At 48.2% G+C, this 15,410-nt stretch carries 15 protein-coding genes; 10 read left to right on the top strand and 5 right to left on the bottom strand.

The genetic code is table 11. The features are described from left to right. Window positions 1-750, top strand: a complete 750-nt coding sequence (gene aroD / locus ACTHTY_RS05480; RefSeq protein WP_440366707.1) for a type I 3-dehydroquinate dehydratase — start codon at window positions 1-3, stop codon at window positions 748-750. Between the two features lie 134 nt (window positions 751-884). Next, the gene (locus tag ACTHTY_RS05475) at window positions 885-1,454 is read left to right on the top strand and encodes an acetate uptake transporter (RefSeq protein WP_070711946.1); all 570 of its coding nucleotides are present in this window, start codon (window positions 885-887) and stop codon (window positions 1,452-1,454) included. A gap of 77 nt (window positions 1,455-1,531) precedes the next feature. Here the strand turns inward: ACTHTY_RS05475 and yfaE are convergent, their stop codons facing one another. From yfaE to nrdA, 3 genes are all read right to left on the bottom strand, one after another. Further along, on the bottom strand, window positions 1,532-1,831 hold the full coding sequence (yfaE, locus tag ACTHTY_RS05470; RefSeq protein WP_003686421.1) for a class I ribonucleotide reductase maintenance protein YfaE: 300 nt from the start codon (window positions 1,829-1,831) through the stop codon (window positions 1,532-1,534). A gap of 105 nt (window positions 1,832-1,936) precedes the next feature. After that, window positions 1,937-3,070, bottom strand: a complete 1,134-nt coding sequence (nrdB, locus tag ACTHTY_RS05465; RefSeq protein ID WP_440366706.1) for a class Ia ribonucleoside-diphosphate reductase subunit beta — start codon at window positions 3,068-3,070, stop codon at window positions 1,937-1,939. A gap of 525 nt (window positions 3,071-3,595) precedes the next feature. Beyond that, a complete protein-coding gene (gene nrdA / locus ACTHTY_RS05460; RefSeq protein WP_440366705.1) occupies window positions 3,596-5,875 on the bottom strand; it encodes a class 1a ribonucleoside-diphosphate reductase subunit alpha in 2,280 nt (759 codons plus the stop codon). A gap of 392 nt (window positions 5,876-6,267) precedes the next feature. Between nrdA and ACTHTY_RS05455 the strand changes: the two genes are divergently transcribed. Continuing rightward, window positions 6,268-6,600 (top strand): stress response protein, encoded by a 333-nt coding sequence (locus ACTHTY_RS05455; RefSeq protein ID WP_440366704.1) that lies wholly within the window; start codon window positions 6,268-6,270, stop codon window positions 6,598-6,600. 51 nt (window positions 6,601-6,651) lie between these two features. Here the strand turns inward: ACTHTY_RS05455 and ACTHTY_RS05450 are convergent, their stop codons facing one another. Further along, window positions 6,652-7,386: an epoxyqueuosine reductase QueH gene (locus ACTHTY_RS05450; protein ID WP_070849989.1), complete on the bottom strand. Its 735-nt coding sequence runs from the start codon at window positions 7,384-7,386 to the stop codon at window positions 6,652-6,654. A 100-nt stretch (window positions 7,387-7,486) separates the two neighbouring features. Then, a complete protein-coding gene (locus ACTHTY_RS05445) occupies window positions 7,487-8,944 on the bottom strand; it encodes a patatin-like phospholipase family protein (RefSeq protein ID WP_440366703.1) in 1,458 nt (485 codons plus the stop codon). A gap of 139 nt (window positions 8,945-9,083) precedes the next feature. Here ACTHTY_RS05445 and recO point away from each other — a divergent pair, with 139 nt between their 5' ends. The 7 genes from recO (at window position 9,084) to prpC (ending at window position 15,350) form a co-directional block, all read left to right on the top strand. Beyond that, on the top strand, window positions 9,084-9,827 hold the full coding sequence (gene recO / locus ACTHTY_RS05440) for a DNA repair protein RecO (RefSeq protein WP_440366702.1): 744 nt from the start codon (window positions 9,084-9,086) through the stop codon (window positions 9,825-9,827). Window positions 9,828-9,894: 67 nt separating this feature from the next. Next, complete coding sequence (gene pdxJ / locus ACTHTY_RS05435; protein WP_004520366.1) at window positions 9,895-10,623, top strand: pyridoxine 5'-phosphate synthase; 729 nt, start codon at window positions 9,895-9,897, stop codon at window positions 10,621-10,623. Between the two features lie 88 nt (window positions 10,624-10,711). Beyond that, on the top strand, window positions 10,712-11,089 hold the full coding sequence (gene acpS, locus ACTHTY_RS05430; protein WP_440366701.1) for a holo-ACP synthase: 378 nt from the start codon (window positions 10,712-10,714) through the stop codon (window positions 11,087-11,089). Between the two features lie 153 nt (window positions 11,090-11,242). Beyond that, window positions 11,243-12,046 (top strand): NUDIX domain-containing protein, encoded by an 804-nt coding sequence (locus ACTHTY_RS05425; RefSeq protein WP_440367027.1) that lies wholly within the window; start codon window positions 11,243-11,245, stop codon window positions 12,044-12,046. A gap of 1 nt (window position 12,047) precedes the next feature. Beyond that, on the top strand, window positions 12,048-12,470 hold the full coding sequence (locus ACTHTY_RS05420; RefSeq protein WP_440366700.1) for a hypothetical protein: 423 nt from the start codon (window positions 12,048-12,050) through the stop codon (window positions 12,468-12,470). Between the two features lie 765 nt (window positions 12,471-13,235). Next, window positions 13,236-14,111 (top strand): methylisocitrate lyase, encoded by an 876-nt coding sequence (gene prpB / locus ACTHTY_RS05415; protein WP_164836834.1) that lies wholly within the window; start codon window positions 13,236-13,238, stop codon window positions 14,109-14,111. An 84-nt stretch (window positions 14,112-14,195) separates the two neighbouring features. Beyond that, window positions 14,196-15,350, top strand: a complete 1,155-nt coding sequence (gene prpC, locus ACTHTY_RS05410; protein WP_070695615.1) for a bifunctional 2-methylcitrate synthase/citrate synthase — start codon at window positions 14,196-14,198, stop codon at window positions 15,348-15,350. Window positions 15,351-15,410: the final 60 nt, after the last annotated feature.

Here is a 15,410-nt window from a genome sequence, read left to right as displayed (position 1 = left end):
ATGAAACCTGTCATCATCAAAAATATCGAGATCGGCAAGGGCCTGCCTAAAATTGCCGTGCCTCTGGTGGCCGCCAATACGCAGGAATTGGAGCAGGCTTTACGCGTATTGAAAGAGACGGCTTTTGACATTATTGAATTTCGTGCGGATTTTTTTCAAGCTGCGCTTGATGCCGATTTTATTGCCGAGCAATTAGGCATTGTCCGACAGGCTTTTCCTGATAAGCCCTTACTGTTTACGTTTAGAAGGGCGCAAGAGGGCGGTAATACGCCTTGTTCAGATGACTACTATTTTGAATTATTGGAAAAAATCATCCGTTCCAAACAAGCTGATATGATCGACATCGAGCTTTTTGCCGAGGAAAGCGGCGTAAAACAAACCATTGCACTGGCGCATTCGCATCAAACTGCCGCCTTACTTTGTAATCACGATTTCCAAGCCACGCCGTCTTTGGCAGACATTACAGGCCGTCTGAAAAAAATGGCCGAGTGGGGCGCGGATATCTGCAAAATTGCCGTGATGCCACAATCGCCGCAAGATGTATTGACCTTATTACAGGCAACATATGATGTTTCACAAAGTATAAACTGCCCGATTATTACTATGTCTATGAATAAAATCGGTGCGATCAGTCGTCTGGCCGGCTCGGCTTTCGGCTCAGCCGTAACCTTTGGTGCAGCAGGAAAAACGTCGGCCCCCGGACAAATTGATGCCAACGAATTGAGGAAAATCTTGGCAATTTTGGGATAGTTTAATTATTAATATTCAAGGCCGTCTGAAAAATATTTTTCAGACGGCCTGATTTTTTTAAATTTATTTCTTTTAATTTTAAATAAAATAGGTAACAATGGGTTTCCTATTTTAATAACCAGAGGAGAAATAAAATGACTACTACTAAAGAAAACCTGGCGAACCCAGGTCCAGTAGGCCTGTGTGGCTTTGCATTGACAACTTGGTTGCTCAGTCTGATTAACGGCGGCTTTTTTACTGCTCAAGAGGGTGTCGGCTTAGTTTTGGGCATGGCTCTCGCCTTTGGTGGTATCGCCCAAGTTATTGCCGGTATGTTTGAGTTCAAGAAAGGCAATACGTTTGGCTTTACCGCTTTTATCAGCTATGGCGCCTTCTGGTGGACATGGGCTTTGTTTACCATCTTTTTTAAAGGTGAAACAGCCCCGGCATTTATCGGCTGGTATCTTTGTGCATGGGGTATGTTTTCACTGATGATGTTTGTGGCTACCTTGACCAAGCCTAAAGTATTGAGCGGTATTTTCTTTTTCTTGACACTGACTTTTTTTGCTTTGGGTATTGGCGATGGCATGGAAAATCATAGCATCGTCCATATCGGCGGTTGCTTAGGCTTGGTAACTGCACTTGGTGCGTTCTACTTGGCAGCGGCAGAGGTCATCAACGAATCTTTCGGCCGTACTGTTTTGCCGGTTGGCGAACGTAAATAAGGTTGCTTAAACAAAATGCCGTCTGAACGGTGGAAATGAAATCAAAGATTTCGGCCATAATGTTCAGACGGCATTTTTTATTTGTCTTCAAATAAATCGACATCAAATAAATCCGGCTCTTTGATGCGCTCCCGACAATCAAGTTTGATGTCTTCAGTAACCCGGCAGCAGCACGGCAAAATTTCTCCGGGCGCGACAAAAGCGAGCGGAAAATTATCATAAGAGACTTTCCCATCCAAGATTTTGACCCGGCATGAACCGCAATAGCCGCTGCGACATTGGTATTCAACCTCGTGTCCAGTGCGCTCCAAGCCCTCCAATAAGGTTTCGCCTTGTTGGAGTTGGAAGGTTTTGTCGTGTGTGCTGATGAGTGCCATATGATTTGTTTGGATTGGAAAGGCCGTCTGAAACGGTGTAAAGACGAAATCAAAGATTTCTGCCACACCGTTCAGACGGCCTTGATCATAAAACCGAATGTTCGATTACAGCTCGAAATCGCCCAAATCGTCGGCATTGACTTCCGAATCAATCTGACCAATCAGGTAAGAGGAAATTTCCACTTCTTGCGGCGCAACCTGTACATTGTCAGAAGACAGCCACGCGTTAATCCAAGGAATCGGGTTTTGGGTCGCACCTTCAAATCCGGCAGGAAGGCCAACTGCCTGCATACGCAGATTGGTAATGTATTCAACGTATTGAGCCAGAATTTCCTTGTTCAGACCAATCATGGAACCGTCTTTAAACAGATAGGCCGCCCATTCTTTTTCCTGCTCGGCTGCTTTTTTGAAGAGGTTGAAACACTCGTCCTGCAATTCATTTGCAATTTCAGCCATTTCAGGATCATCGGCACCGGCACGCATCAGGTTGAGCATATGCTGGGTGCTGGTCAGGTGCAGGGCTTCGTCGCGGGCAATCAGCTTGATGATTTTAGCGTTGCCTTCCATCAATTCACGCTCGGCAAAGGCGAAAGAGCAGGCGAATGAAACGTAGAAACGGATGGCTTCCAATACATTGACGCACATCAGGCAGAGATAGAGCTTTTTCTTCAACTCACGCAAAGACACGGTAACGAGCTTGCCGCGGACATTGTGCGAACCTTCGCCCAACAGATTGTAATATTGGGTATATTCAATCAAATCATCGTAATAGCAGGCAATGTCTTCTGCACGGGCGATGATGTATTTGTTTTGCACAATATCATCGAACACGACTGACGGATCATTCACGATATTGCGGATGATATGAGTGTAGCTGCGCGAGTGGATGGTTTCGCTGAAGCTCCATGTTTCAATCCAAGTTTCAAGCTCGGGAATAGACACTAAAGGCAAGAACGCAACATTCGGACTGCGGCCTTGGATCGAATCGAGTAAGGTTTGGTATTTCAGATTGCTGATGAAAATATGTTTTTCGTGTTCGGGCAGATTGGCGTAGTCAATACGGTCGCGCGACACGTCGATTTCTTCCGGCCGCCAGAAGAAAGATAATTGTTTTTCAATCAGTTTTTCAAATACTTCGTATTTCTGCTGGTCATAACGGGCGACATTTACCGGCTGACCAAAAAACATCGGCTCTTTCAGCGCGTCGTTTTTGGTCTTGGAAAAGGTGCTGTAGGACATAGTTAAATGTTCGCATGACATTGTAGAAATCCTTTAAATAAAAAAAGCCCGCAGTAAAAACTGCGAGCTGGTTATTATAACCGATTACCGTAATGGTGGTCGGCGAAAATGCTTGCGAACATGTTCGAAGTTGCCATTACGGAAACGACGATAAGCTCTTACAGGAACAGTTTTCCCGCGCATTCAAGCTCCCTTCGTAAAACACAAAGTGTATTTTTTATGTAGAAAACTAAACTCTACAAAAAATAAACACTTATATTGAGCTCACGAGAATTAGCTTGTACTAACCTTAAAATCGCAGTATCATTCGAATTCTAGCAATAAATCTAATGAAATCATACGATTGAGTTAGGTCTTTAGGTTTCTCATGAATGACCTAAAGAAATTTTTAACGTATTGGCGTACGTTAAAAATCTTTCAATAGCTTGATACATTGGCGTGTATCAAGCTATTTTCATTTTTTAGAAAACTTCTTATGTTCAGACGGCAGTTTAAATGCAAAAGGCCGTCTGAACTCCTTCTTTATCAAATCTTACAAGCCCCACCAGCACAGCCGTCATCTTGAATATCGGCTTGAGTATCGTCCGCACCGTCGCGGGTGTTGTGGTAGTACAGGGTTTTGACGCCGTATTTATAGGCGGTAAGTAGGTCTTTCAGCATTTGTTTCATGGAAACTTTGCTGCCTTCAAATTTGTTCGGGTCGTAGGCGGTATTGGCAGAAATCGATTGATCGACGAATTTTTGCATTACGCCGACAAGTTTCAGGTAGCCTTCGTTGCCGGGAAGCTGCCACAGGGTTTCGTAGGCATCTTTCAGGGTTTCAAATTCTGGTACGACTTGTTTCAAAATACCGTCTTTCGATGCTTTGACCGTTACCAATCCGCGTGGCGGCTCGATGCCGTTGGTGGCATTGGCAATTTGCGAGCTGGTTTCAGACGGCATGAGTGCGGTCAGGGTAGAGTTGCGCAGGCCGTATTTGACGATGTCGGCTCGCAGGCTTTCCCAGTCGTAGTGCAAAGGCTCGCTGCACACGGCATCCAAGTCTTTTTTGTAGGTATCGATAGGCAGTTTGCCTTGCGAATAAACGGTTTGGTTGAAGAGCGGGCATGCGCCGTATTCTTTGGCAAGGTTCACCGATGCTTTGAGCAGGTAATACTGCATGGCTTCAAAGGTACGGTGGGTAAGGCCGAGGGCTGAGTCGTCGCTGTAACGTACGCCGTTTTTCGCCAGATAGTAGGCGTAGTTGATGACGCCGATGCCGAGTGTGCGGCGGTTCATGGTTGCGGTGCGTGCGGCTGCAACCGGATAGTCTTGATAATCCAGTAGGGCATCAAGTGCGCGTACGGTCAAATCGGCAAGCTCTTCCAGTTCGTCCAAGTTGTTCAATGCACCCAAATTGAAGGCGGACAAGGTACACAAGGCAATTTCGCCGTTCGGATCGTTGATGTTGTCCAAAGGTTTGGTCGGCAGGGCGATTTCCATGCACAAGTTGGACTGATGAACAGGCGCAACGCGTGGATCAAACGGGCTATGCGTGTTGCAGTGGTCAACGTTTTGGATGTAGATACGACCGGTACCGGCGCGTTCCTGCATCAGGGTGGAGAACAATTCTGTTGCCGGCAAAGTGCGTTTGCGGATGTTTGGGTCTTGCTCGTATTGAGTGTAGAGGCGCTCGAATTCGTCTTGGTCGGCGAAGAAGGCATCATATAAACCCGGAACTTCATTCGGCGAGAACAGGGTAATGTTGCCGCCTTTAATCAAACGGGTGTACAGCAGGCGGTTGATTTGCACGCCGTAGTCCAGTTGGCGGATACGGTTGTCTTCTACGCCACGGTTGTTTTTCAATACCAACAAGCTTTCGGCTTCGATGTGCCACAATGGGTAGAACAAGGTTGCCGCGCCGCCGCGTACGCCGCCTTGCGAGCAGGACTTAACGGCTGCTTGGAACATTTTGAAGAATGGGATACAGCCGGTGTGTTGTGCTTCGCCGCCGCGGATTTCGCTGCCCAAGCCGCGGATACGGCCGGCGTTGATGCCGATGCCTGCTCGTTGGGAAACGTATTTCACAATCGCGCTGGTGGTCGCGTTGATGGAGTCGAGGCTGTCGTCGCATTCAATCAACACGCAGCTTGAGAATTGACGGGTAGGCGTACGCACGCCGCTCATGATAGGCGTAGGCAGCGATACTTTGAATGTGGAAACGGCGTCATAAAAGCGTTTGACGTAATCCAAACGGGTCTCTTTCGGATATTTGCTGAAGAGACACATGGCCACCAAAATGTATAAGAACTGAGGCGTTTCATAAATTTGGCGGGTCACGCGGTTTTGAACCAGATATTTGCCTTCGAGCTGCTTCACGGCAGCATAAGAGAAGGTCATGTCGCGGCTGTGGTCGATATAGGCATTCAGCTCGTCGAATTCTTCGCGGCTGTAATCTTCGATGATGTGGCGGTCGTATTTGCCTGCTTCGGTCAGTTTTTTAACATGATCGTAGAGGTGAGGCGGTTCGAACTCACCGTAAGCGATTTTGCGCAGGTGGAAAATGGCGAGGCGGGCGGCCAGATATTGATAATCGGGCGTGTCTTGTGAGATCAGGTCGGCTGCGGCCTTGATGATGGTCTCATGAATATCGTCGGTACGGATACCGTTGTAAAACTGAATATGTGATTTGAGCTCGACTTGCGATACGGAGACGTTTTGTAAGCCTTCCGCCGCCCAAGTAACAACACGGTGGATTTTGTCTAAATCGATATCTTCCAAGCGTCCGTCGCGTTTGGTTACTTTAATATTCGTTGCTGCATTCATTATTCAGTCTTCCCATTAAAAAACACAAGATACGGTATTTGATTGCTTTGAACGGCACAATATAATGTATTTTTCTTTGTTTAACTAGACTTGACAATGCGCTTTTTTCGGGGGTTGATTAAAGAGGGGAATAGTTCAGGCTAGGTTTTATGTGGGTTTGTGGCGGTCAGGCATTATTTTGTGTTTGCATCACATTTGTTCAAAATTTTTCTAGAGGCTTATGAAATAAAGAGATTTATATTCAGATTTCGTCTAAATGGAAGGTGTGTTAAATTTTGCAAAGCAAGTAGTATGATGTAGTAATTAACCACATTTTTTGTCATGTAAAAAATGGGCGTTTTGCCGGTGCCCTGGCGAAACATATAATGGAAAAACTATTTAGGAGGCGAATCATGTTAATGTTGAAAAATTTAGGTTCCGCACTGGTGGCGGTTGCCGTATTGAGCTTGGGTGCTTATTCTGCCGAAGCGGCGGCCAAACCGCACGTCCATCAAGCGAGCAAACACCAGTATGCGAAGAAAAATAAATTGCATCCTGCCTGCAAGCAATACCTTGAGCGCCGTGCTGCTTGGTATCGCTACAAGGACAATAAGGCTGAGTTGAGGGAAAACCGCAAAGCGGCAAAAGCGTTCCGCGGTTTGCCTTATGCCGAGCAAAAAATTCAATGCCAAGCCGCTTATCAGGCATTTGATGATTTTGATCACGGCAAATTCCGTCGCCGTTAATCGGCTGATTTGAATAAAGGCCGTCTGAAGGTTTCAGACGGCCTTTGATTTTTATTTCTCAACGATGATTTTGTTTTCGGCTTGAGGCTCGTATTGAGTGGATTCATCACCGTAATACAACACGCCCAGCTTGATGGGGATGCGGCCTTGCGATTTGCGGTGGGCATTGGAGTCGCGCAGGGAATAGGCGCATCCGCAGTATTCTTGTTGGTAGAAATGTTCGCGTTTGCTGATTTCAATCATGCGTGCGCTGCCGCCGCCTTTGCGCCAGTTGAAATCCCAATAAACCAAGTCATCGTAGGGCTCGGCAGCGCGATGGCCGCAGCCGTTGATCTGTTTCATGTCTTTCCAGCGTGAAATGCCTAATGAGCTGGTGAACACGTGGAAGCCATTTTCATGGGCGTATTGGGCTGCTTTTTCAAAACGCATATCGAAACACATGGTGCAGCGGATACCGCGTTCGGGTTCGAATTCCATGCCTTTGGCTTTGGCGAACCATTCTTTGCGGTCGTTTTCGTAGTCGTCGTCTTTGTCGATGAAGGGAATGCCGAATTTATCCGCAAAGCGCATGTTTTCTTCTTTGCGCAGCATATATTCTTTGTGCGGATGGATATTGGGGTTGTAAAAATAAATGGTGTAGTCGATGCCGCTGGCAAGCAGGGCTTCCATTACTTCGCCGCTGCACGGGGCGCAGCAGGAATGCAGCAGGACTTTTTTATGGCCGCCAGGCGGAACGAGGATGGGGCGGTCGATATCGGTAACGATAGGCTTGGTTTTTTCGGTCATGGTTGTATTCTGTTTTTGATATTTTGTTTCAGACGGCCTTTATCTCTGAGGCCGTCTGAAGGGGTTGAAATCTATTTGTCTATTTTAACAGAGCAATACTTTATGGAACAGATTGTTTCTGTGTTTCTTTTTCGTTTAACGGTTTGAAATCTTTAGCGTCCGGCGGCGGTTCGGCAAAGATGGCATCGGGATTGTGGTGTGCTGCAAATTCTGTCAGCAGGTTGCGGTAGTCCAGCGATTGCTTCATCAGTTCGGCTGCGGCGGTACGCAGATTGTCCACGTCTTCCGGCGGCAGATAAAAACTGGTCGGAATGTTCAATACTTTTTCCCTCAACTCGGAAGGAGAGAGGTCTTTGAGGTTAAGGCTGACGAAGGAGAAGCTGATGCCGTCGGTCTGTTTGTCTTTATTCCACTGATCGACGAAGGCGCGGAAACGGCGCAGGGATTCTTGCGAGTTTTGGTCGATGGGGATATTGACGATGGAGGAGACGACGTCGCGGAAACCGGGAACGGCCGCGGTTTTGTCCAAATTGCTGCTGACTTGGTTTTGCGCATTGACGTTGATGACGACGATATGGCGGATGTTGTTTTGCAGGATTTTGTTTGTCAGGATTTTTTCCGGGTACATTTCCGTCATATCCAAAAGGCTGCGCATGCCCAGATTGTCGGTCAGGCCGCCGTCTATCAGGTGGATGTAGGGGCGGTTTTTCCCGTCTGCGTATTTTTGGAATCGCTCGTAAAACTCTTTTATAGTGCGGCTTTGTTGTCTGCCTGTTTCACTGTCGTCTACGTCTTCGATTTTAATCGGCGGCGTGTAGTTGCAGCGTCCGCCGTTGTTGTTTAGGGTGATCGGTGCAAAGACCATGGGGACGGAGCTGGATGCGGCAACGGCGCGGGCGATGCGGAGGTTGCCCAAGTCGATACACATCGGATCGAAGTATTCCTGCGTGAAGTTGAAGCGTTCGCCTATGCCCATATCGGTGGCAGAAATGATGGCAAACGGGCCTTTGCCGTGTTTTTCCAAATCGCGGAAAGTGGCTTTGCCGAAAAGATAGTTTTCAAACTGCTCCTGCAACAAATCTCCGCGCCCGTACTCGGGGGAGGCGAGGCGGGGCAGGTTGGACATAGAAAAGGCTTGTTTGATGACTTGGCGTTGGAAGTTTTGATGCAGGAAACGCTTGTAAAACAATGGGATGGTTTCTTCGCCTTTTAATGCGAAATAGGCGGCTAAAACTGATCCGCCGGATACGCCGACAACGACATCGACGTTGGCCAGCAAGGATTTTCTTTTGCCACCGATGGTTACCTGCTGTTGGTTGAGCTGTTCTAAAACGCCGTAACCCAAGGCCGCCGCACGCGTTCCTCCGCCTGAAAACATGACGACAATCAAGGTATCGTCATCGTCTTCGCGCTGGAGTTTGCTGGTTTCAAAGCGGTAGCCTTGCTTCAAATCGACTGCATCAATACCGGCAATGGGTTGGTATTTCACCAAGGAGCAGGCGGATAACAGGGCGAGAGAAAGTATGGAAAGCGTGGATTTGAGCTGGAATTTCGGCATAAAGTCAACAAAATCGGAAAATTATTGAAAACGGATTATAAAGGTTTTCAGGCGTTGTTTACAGAAGCAGGCCTTTCAGACGGCCTTTTGTGTCGATTTTCCGTTATAATCGACACAATCTTTATCTTTCCAAACCCTTATGGCGCAACCGAACCGCATCAACTACGAACCTGTCTTTCTGCTTGCTTCCGCCCCTTGGCGCGAGAGCAGCTTGTGGGTGGAGGCCTTCAGCCGCCGTTATGGACGTGTAGCTTTGTTGGCCAGAAGCGCACGCAAACGGCAGAGCGAGTTGCGCGGCGTGTTGGTGCCGTTTGTGCCGGTGAGCGCGTCTTGGTATGGTTCGCAAGAGTTGAAGACCCTGCATCGCGCCGAATGGATAGGCGGTTGGCCGCAGCCGCAGGGCAGGGCTTTGTTCAGCGGATTGTATGTGAACGAGTTGATGCTGAAGTTGACCGTCCGCGAAGACCCGTTGCCCGAGCTTTACGATGTTTTGGCGGAAACCATGAAAACCATTTGCTGCGAGGCCAACCACATTGCCGCTTTGCGCCGTTTTGAATGGACGCTGCTGACACGCTTGGGCTTTGCCCCCGATTTGTTCCATGACGGCAACGGCAATGAAATCAACGGCGAAGAAACGTATTGGCTCACGCCGGAAGAGGCTGTGGTACCCTTGGCCGAGGCCGACCGCTTTCACGCGCTCAATAAAGGCGTTGCCGTATCGGGTGCGACGTTAATCGATTTGAGGGAAGGCAGCTTCGTTCATCAGGAAAGTCTGGGGCAGGCTTTGAAAGTAACGCGGCTTTTGATTGACAACCTTCTGCCCGAGGGCATCAAGTCTCGGCAGGTTTTGCAGCAATTGCAGCAATTTGGTTTAGGCAGTTGAATTTTTCAGACGGCCTTTGATATGAGCAGGCTCAGGCCGTCTGAAACTTTAAAGAAAGGACATTATTATGTTGTTAGGCGTAAACATCGACCATATTGCCACCGTCCGCAATGCGCGCGGTACGATTTATCCCAGCCCTGTCGAAGCGGCGCTGATTGCGGAAACCCACGGCGCAGATTTAATTACCATGCACTTGCGTGAAGACCGCCGCCATATTAAAGATGCGGATGTATTTGCCGTTAAAAACGCTATCCGCACGCGTTTGAATTTGGAAATGGCGCTGACGGAAGAAATGCTGGAAAACGCGCTCAACGTCATGCCGGAAGACGTGTGCCTCGTGCCTGAAAAACGTCAAGAAGTGACTACAGAAGGCGGTTTGGACGTATTGGCGCAACAGGATAAAGTGGCAGAGTTCACTAAAATCCTGACCGATGCAGGCATCCGCGTGTCCTTGTTTATCGATGCCGACAACGCGCAAATCCAAGCCGCTTATGATGTCGGCGCGCCCGTTATCGAGTTGCATACCGGTGCGTATGCCGATGCACACGGCCACGCCGAGCAGATGAAACAATTCGAGCGCATTCAAAACGGTGCGCATTACGCCAGCGATTTGGGCTTGATCGTCAACGCCGGACACGGCCTGACCATTCACAACGTTACGCCGATTGCTCAAATTCTCGCCATCCGCGAGTTGAACATCGGGCATTCGCTGATTTCCCAAGCACTCTTCCTCGGCCTGCCTGAAGCTGTCCGCCAAATGAAGGAAGTAATGTTCAGAGCCAGAATGCTGCCTTAACGGCATCAGCCATACAGGCTAAAGCGGTTTGCTTTGGCCGGTATTCACACTTTCAGACGGCCTGACTATTTAAACAAGGAGCAGACCCATGATTTACGGAATCGGTACAGACATTGTTTCCCTCAAACGCATTATTCGCCTGAACAAAAAATTCGGACTGGCATTTGCGCAACGCATTCTCAGCCCGGAAGAGCTGTTGGAGTTTCCACAGGCAGGCAAACCGGTCAACTATCTTGCCAAACGCTTTGCCGCTAAAGAGGCTTTTGCCAAAGCCGTCGGTACAGGCATACGCGGCGTGGTGTCTTTCCGCAATATCGGTGTCGGACATGACGCATTGGGCAAACCTGAATTGTTTTTTGCTCCGGCTTTGACCAAATGGCTGGAAGAACAGGGTATCCGAAGCTGCCATCTCAGTATGAGCGATGAAGAGGATACCGTTATGGCTTTTGTCATTACGGAAAAATAAGGCCGGATTTAAGTATTCTGAAATAAAGCATCTTTTTCAGACGGCCTGAAGGGTTTGGTATTTATTGAAGGTCGGGCGTATAAGCCCGACATCGTTTTTTTACGCATAAATCGACAGGTATCGCTGCCTGTTGCATATAAGAATAAGCTCATGATGACTGAAGACACACGTCCATTGGTGAAAGTGGTTGCCGGAATTTTGCTCGACCAAAACGGCCGCTACCTGCTCAGTTCCCGCCCGGAGGGCAAACCGTATGCCGGCTATTGGGAATTTGCCGGAGGCAAGGTTGAGGCAGGCGAAAGCGATTTTCAAGCCTTGCAACGCGAGTTTGAAGAAGAACTCGGCATCCGTATCCTTGCCGCTACGCCGTGGCTGACGAAAGTCCATTCCTACGAACACGCACATGTACGCCTGCATTTTTTATGGGTGGAAGCCGACCAATGGACAGGTGAAATCCAATCGAGGGAAGGGCAGAAATGGGCATGGCAAAAGGCAGGGGATTTTACCGTTGAGCCGATGTTGCCTGCCAATAGCGCATTGTTACGCTCCCTATCCATTCCGCGCCAACTTCAAGGCCGTCTGAAAAGCGGCTTGAGCGGTCAAAACAGCATGGGCGAATATCATGTTGTGCCATATCTATCGGCTCAGCATCAAACCGCCTCTGCCGTATTGTTGGAATTTGCCAATTGGCAGCAAGGCAAGCCGATAGAAGCGCCCAGCGTGTGGCCAATCATTGAAAATGCCGAACAATGGCAGCAGGTGCAAAATGCGGATGCTGTCGTATGGAAAGTAGCGAATGAAGCGGCAGCCAAGCAAGTTGTCGATATTTTGGCGCAAGGCGTGGCTATGCCGGTGATTGCAGCTGCTCCGGAAAGTATGGTTTCCATTTATTGTGAACAGTGGCAGAGCATGGGTGCGCATGCCGTTGTGACCGATAATGACATTGAGGCCGTCTGAAATGAGTAAAAATCAAAAGCTTTTAATTGCCGCTGTTTTACTGATTGTGTTTGCGGCGGCCAAACTGCTGCTCTTGGATTGGTGGCAGCGGCAACAGTCAAAAGCGAATGTAGTCGAATGTAGTCTGACACAAGGCTGTGTCCTGCCTGACGGTTCAACAGTGCGTGCGACCTCCATCAATACACACGAGCCTTTTGATATTGTGGTGGAGAATGTGCCGAAGAATACGGGCGCGGTCAGTATCAGTTTCAGTATGAAAAACATGAACATGGGCTTCAACCGCTACAACCTGGCGCAACAATCGTCGCAAAGTTGGCAGGCTGCGCAAATCCGCTTGCCGTTTTGCGTCGAAGGCCGCCATGATTACACTGCCGACATTACTATTGGCAAGCAGACTTTTCAGACGGCATTTAGTGCAGAGTAGTCATCATGCAAAGGCCGTCTGAAAATTTAAAGGCAAAAATTTTAATTTTTTTAGACGGCATATTTAAAAGTTCTTTATAAATGAATCAATTATAAATTATTTTTAGATAGATTGTTTACAATCATTCTGACTATCAGTCAAAAGTACAAAACGGACAGAAGCTAGGCTACATAAGGATTTGATGTGGTACAGCCTGTCCGTTTTTTATATTTGTTGCAAAAAAATCGTTTATTAATAACTGAATTTTTTATAATTTTTTTGAAAAAAGTGTTTGACAAGACCGGTTTTATTTTTTAAATTTGTTTCCATAAATAAAAACTACATCGCACTACAAAGGAACATCATCATGAATCTGTATCAAACCACTCTCTCTTGTTATAGATTTTCTCCCGTCTCTGCCGCTCCCGTCGCCGCCAGCTTATTGGCAGTCCCGACGGTCTGAAGGCTCTCAACCCGAATCCAGTTTCCGCATTCCTACAAACTTTTCGGGTTTTAATATATCTGTATCCCCAACAGCATTCATATACTGATTAATAAAAATTAAAAAACGTATACCTTCGCTTCAGCCTTATTGTATTTATTGGTTTTGATAACTATTTGTATTTATTGATTTTAAATTTTTGGATGGTTGATGATCGACATTTTACAGGCCGTCTGAAAACAGTTTTTAGAACGATTGTTTCTTTTTAAACGGTTCGTTTCAAGTTGTGAAAAAACCGAGCCGTCCGATTCATACTGATAAAAAGTCTATAAAGGAGAAATATGATGAGTCAACACTCTGCCGGAGCACGTTTCCGCCAAGCAGTGAAAGAATCGAATCCTCTTGCCGTCGTCGGTTGCGTCAATGCTTACTTTGCACGATTGGCCACCCAAAGCGGTTTCAAAGCAATCTATCTGTCTGGCGGCGGCGTGGCAGCCTGCTCTTGCGGTATCCCTGATTTGGGCATTACCACAATGGAAGACGTGCTGATTGACGCGCGACGCATCACGGACAACGTGGATACGCCTCTGCTGGTGGACATCGATGTGGGTTGGGGCGGTGCATTCAATATTGCCCGTACCATTCGCAACTTTGAACGCGCTGGTGTTGCAGCGGTTCACATCGAAGATCAGGTAGCGCAAAAACGCTGCGGCCACCGTCCGAACAAAGCCATCGTTTCTAAAGATGAAATGGTTGACCGTATCAAAGCTGCCGTAGATGCACGCGTTGATGAAAACTTTGTGATTATGGCGCGTACCGATGCGCTGGCGGTAGAAGGTTTGGATGCAGCTATCGAACGCGCTCAGGCTTGTGTCGAAGCCGGTGCAGACATGATTTTCCCTGAAGCCATGACCGATTTGAAAATGTACCGCCAATTTGCAGATGCAGTGAAAGTACCGGTATTGGCCAACATTACCGAGTTTGGTTCCACTCCGTTTTATACCCAAAGCGAGCTGGCTGAAAACGGCGTGTCGCTGGTGCTGTATCCGCTGTCATCGTTCCGCGCAGCAAGCAAAGCCGCTCTGAATGTTTACGAAGCGATTATGCGCGATGGCACTCAGGCCGCAGTGGTAGATACCATGCAAACCCGTGCCGAGCTGTACGAGCATCTGAACTATCATGCCTTCGAGCAAAAACTGGATAAATTGTTTCAAAAATAAGTAACCGCTTTCAGACGGCCTTTCAACAAATCCGCATCGGCCGTCTGAAAAATAAAACCCATAAAAATACAAAGGAGAAATACCATGACTGAAACTACTCAAACCCCGACTTTCAAACCTAAAAAATCCGTTGCGCTTTCTGGCGTTGCGGCCGGTAATACCGAATTGTGTACCGTTGGCCGTACCGGTAACGATTTGAGCTATCGCGGTTACGACATCTTGGATTTGGCACAAAAATGCGAGTTTGAAGAAGTCGCCCACCTGCTGATTCACGGTCATCTGCCCAACAAATTCGAGCTAGCCGCTTATAAAACCAAGCTCAAATCCATGCGCGGCCTGCCTATCCGTGTGATTAAAGTTTTGGAAAGCCTGCCTGCACATACCCATCCGATGGACGTGATGCGTACCGGTGTATCCATGCTGGGCTGCGTTCATCCTGAACGTGAAAGCCATCCGGAAAGTGAAGCGCGCGACATTGCCGACAAACTGATCGCCAGCCTCGGCAGCATCTTGTTGTATTGGTATCAATATTCGCACAACGGCAAACGCATTGACGTTGAAAGCGACGAAGAGACCATCGGCGGTCATTTCCTGCACCTGTTGCACGGCAAACGTCCAAGCGAATCACACATCAAAGCCATGCACGTTTCACTGATTCTGTATGCGGAACATGAATTCAACGCCTCCACTTTCACCGCCCGCGTGATTGCCGGTACAGGCTCTGATATGTATTCCTGCATCACCGGCGCCATCGGCGCGTTGAAAGGTCCGAAACACGGCGGCGCGAACGAAGTGGCTTACGATATTCAAAAACGCTACCGCAATGCCGACGAAGCTGAAGCCGACATCCGCGAACGCATCGGCCGCAAAGAAATCGTGATCGGTTTCGGTCATCCGGTGTACACCATTTCCGACCCTCGCAACGTTGTCATTAAAGAAGTGGCACGCGGTTTGAGCAAAGAAACCGGCGATATGCGCCTCTTTGACATTGCCGAACGCTTGGAGAGCGTGATGTGGGAAGAGAAAAAAATGTTCCCGAATCTGGACTGGTTCTCCGCCGTTTCCTACCAAAAATTGGGCGTACCGACCGCTATGTTCACACCGCTGTTCGTAATTTCCCGTACAACCGGTTGGAGCGCACACGTTCTCGAGCAACGCAAAGACGGCAAAATCATCCGTCCGAGCGCAAACTACACAGGCCCTGAAGATTTGGCATTCGTGGAGATTGAAAACCGCTAATACGCGTAACAGCAGGGTGGGCCGCCAGCCCGCCCCATCTCGAAATGCCGTTTGAAAACA

The organism is Neisseria sp. P0019.S002 (genome assembly GCF_051957155.1).
GTDB classification, from domain to species: domain Bacteria; phylum Pseudomonadota; class Gammaproteobacteria; order Burkholderiales; family Neisseriaceae; genus Neisseria; species Neisseria perflava.
Note: the sequence above shows the minus strand (reverse complement) of the source record. Positions and strands in the feature narration are given on the sequence as shown.

What these genes read in the sequence shown, in the direction of transcription:
- aroD (WP_440366707.1), top strand. Translation starts at nt 1, where the DNA reads ATGAAACCTGTCATCATCAAAAATATCGAGATCGGCAAGGGCCTGCCT.
- ACTHTY_RS05475 (WP_070711946.1), top strand. Translation starts at nt 885, where the DNA reads ATGACTACTACTAAAGAAAACCTGGCGAACCCAGGTCCAGTAGGCCTG.
- yfaE (WP_003686421.1), bottom strand. Translation starts at nt 1,831, where the DNA reads ATGGCACTCATCAGCACACACGACAAAACCTTCCAACTCCAACAAGGC.
- nrdB (WP_440366706.1), bottom strand. Translation starts at nt 3,070, where the DNA reads ATGTCCTACAGCACCTTTTCCAAGACCAAAAACGACGCGCTGAAAGAG.
- nrdA (WP_440366705.1), bottom strand. Translation starts at nt 5,875, where the DNA reads ATGAATGCAGCAACGAATATTAAAGTAACCAAACGCGACGGACGCTTG.
- ACTHTY_RS05455 (WP_440366704.1), top strand. Translation starts at nt 6,268, where the DNA reads ATGTTAATGTTGAAAAATTTAGGTTCCGCACTGGTGGCGGTTGCCGTA.
- ACTHTY_RS05450 (WP_070849989.1), bottom strand. Translation starts at nt 7,386, where the DNA reads ATGACCGAAAAAACCAAGCCTATCGTTACCGATATCGACCGCCCCATC.
- ACTHTY_RS05445 (WP_440366703.1), bottom strand. Translation starts at nt 8,944, where the DNA reads ATGCCGAAATTCCAGCTCAAATCCACGCTTTCCATACTTTCTCTCGCC.
- recO (WP_440366702.1), top strand. Translation starts at nt 9,084, where the DNA reads ATGGCGCAACCGAACCGCATCAACTACGAACCTGTCTTTCTGCTTGCT.
- pdxJ (WP_004520366.1), top strand. Translation starts at nt 9,895, where the DNA reads ATGTTGTTAGGCGTAAACATCGACCATATTGCCACCGTCCGCAATGCG.
- acpS (WP_440366701.1), top strand. Translation starts at nt 10,712, where the DNA reads ATGATTTACGGAATCGGTACAGACATTGTTTCCCTCAAACGCATTATT.
- ACTHTY_RS05425 (WP_440367027.1), top strand. Translation starts at nt 11,243, where the DNA reads ATGACTGAAGACACACGTCCATTGGTGAAAGTGGTTGCCGGAATTTTG.
- ACTHTY_RS05420 (WP_440366700.1), top strand. Translation starts at nt 12,048, where the DNA reads ATGAGTAAAAATCAAAAGCTTTTAATTGCCGCTGTTTTACTGATTGTG.
- prpB (WP_164836834.1), top strand. Translation starts at nt 13,236, where the DNA reads ATGAGTCAACACTCTGCCGGAGCACGTTTCCGCCAAGCAGTGAAAGAA.
- prpC (WP_070695615.1), top strand. Translation starts at nt 14,196, where the DNA reads ATGACTGAAACTACTCAAACCCCGACTTTCAAACCTAAAAAATCCGTT.